This window comes from Streptomyces sp. SAS_281 (genome assembly GCF_052542855.1).
In genome coordinates, this window is sequence record NZ_JBMNDO010000248.1 from 1 (window position 1) to 2,260 (window position 2,260).

The 2,260-nt window shown below is 75.2% G+C and carries 1 protein-coding gene; it reads right to left on the reverse strand.

The window, feature by feature from the left end; all coding sequences use genetic code 11:
* The coding region (locus ACN6LM_RS37945) for an amino acid adenylation domain-containing protein (RefSeq protein WP_445069972.1) at positions 1-2,260 on the reverse strand (2,260 nt) is incomplete at both ends.

A 2,260-nucleotide genomic window follows, 5' to 3' on the forward strand; every position in this document is an offset into this window, starting at 1 on the left:
GAAACCCGGATCACCACTCGTGTCCGTCCGCAGCACCAACGTGTTCACGAAGAACCCGACCAGATCGTCCAGCGCCTCGTCCGTACGCCCCGCGATCGGGCTCCCGATCGCGATGTCCGTCCCCGCGCCCAACCGCGTGTACAACGCCGCCAGACCCGCCTGCAACACCATGAACAGGCTGGTCCCGCTCCGCCTGGCCAGCCCGGCGAGTGCGCGGTGCAGTTCGGCGTCGAGCTCCAGGCCGATGTGGTCGCCCCGCCGGCCGGCGACGGCCGGGCGGGGGCGGTCGGTGGGCAGGGGAAGCAGCTCCGGGAGGTCGGCCAGCTGCCGCTTCCAGTAGCCGAGTTGTCGTGCGAACCGGCTCTCGGGGTCAGCCGCGTCCCCCAGGAGCTCGCGCTGCCACAGCGTGTAGTCGGCGTACTGGACCGGCAGCGCCGGCCTGTCCGCCGTCCGCCCCTCGCAGCGTGCCGCGTACGCCTCGGCGAGGTCGCGGGCCAGCGGCCCGGTGGACCAGCCGTCGGCGGCGATGTGGTGCATGACGAGGAGCAGCACGTGCTCGTCGGGCGCGACCGCGAACAGCTCGGCCCGCAGCGGCGGTTCGGCCGCCAGATCGAAGGGCTGCCGCGCCGACTCGGCGAGCAGGTGCGGAAGCTCGTCCGCCGGCACCTCGGCCGGACGGGCCCGGAGCCGGACGTCGGCCGGTTCCAGCAGGCGCTGACAGGGGACGCCGCCGATCTCCTCGAACACCGTCCGCAGGCTCTCGTGCCGGGCCACCACATCGGCCAGCGCCCGGTCGAGCGCGCCCCGGTCGAGCGTTCCGGTCAGCTGGAGCGCCAGCGGAATGTGGTACGTGGCGGCTGCGGCGTCCATGCGGTGCAGGAACCAGAGGCGGCGCTGGGCGAAGGACAGCGGCACCGCGTCGGGCCGCTCGTACGCGGTGAGCGCCGGGCGCACCCCGTCGGCCGCCGCGAGCGTCCCGGCCAGGCCGGCCACGGTGGGCGACTGGAAGAGGGCGCGCAGCGCGAGCTCCGCCCCGAGCACCGAACGCACCCGGGCGACCAGCCTGGTGGCGAGCAGGGAGTGTCCGCCCAGGTCGAAGAAGTCGTCGTCCACCGATACCCGGGGCACGTCGAGGACCTCGGCGAAGAGTTCGGCGAGGATCTGTTCCCGTGGTGTACGCGGCGCCCGGCCGCCCCCGGTGGACACGGCGTCGGGCGCGGGCAGCGCCGCCCGGTCCAGCTTCCCGTTCGGCGTCAGCGGCAACGCGTCGAGCAGCACGAACGCGGACGGCACCAGGTAGTCCGGCAGCCGCTCGCGCAGGTGGGCGGCCAGCTCTGCGGGGCGTACGGCCGAGGCGGAATCCGGTACCACGTAGCCGACGAGCCGGTCGTCCCGGGCCACGACGGCGGCCTGGGCGACGCCGGAATGCGCGGCGAGCGCGGCCTCGACCTCGCCGGGCTCGATCCGGAAGCCGCGCACCTTCACCTGCTGGTCGGCGCGGCCGGCGTACTCCAGCTCGCCGTCCGCGCGACGCCGGACCAGGTCGCCGGTGCGGTACATCCGCGCGCCCGCCGGACCGAACGGGCAGGCCGTGAACCGTGCCGCCGTCAGGCCCGGGCGGCCCAGGTAGCCGCGTGCCAGGCCGGGCCCGGCGACGTACAGCTCGCCGGTCACGCCCGGCGGGACGGGGCGGAGCCGCTCGTCCAGTACGTAGGTCCGGAAGTCCGCGACCGGGCGGCCGATCGGCGGCACGCCGTTCCCCGGGACGAGCGGGTCGCTCATGGTCGCGCAGACCGTGGTCTCGGTCGGACCGTACGCGTTGATCATCCGGCGTCCCGGGGCCCACCGCGCCACCAGCTCCTGCGAGCACGCCTCACCCGCCACCACCAGGGTGGAGGCCGTGAGGTCGGCGTCGCCCAGCGCGGCGAGGGCCGAGGGCGGAAGCGTCACGTGGGTGACGGCGAGCCACGGGTCCGTCAGGGCGTCCAGCGGGGTGTCGGCGGGGGCGAGGACGAGCGCGGCACCGGTCAGCAGCGCGCTGCTGAGGTCCCAGAACGACGCGTCGAAGCTGGGCGAGGCGAACTGGAGCACCCGGCTCCCCGCCGCCACGCCGAGCCGGTCGGCCTGCACCGCCGCCAGGCGCGACACGCCGGCGTGGCTCACGACGACACCCTTGGGGCGGCCCGTCGAGCCGGAGGTGTAGATGACGTAGGCCGGGTGCCGCACATCGAGGTCGACCGCCGGGTCGGTCTCCGGCCAG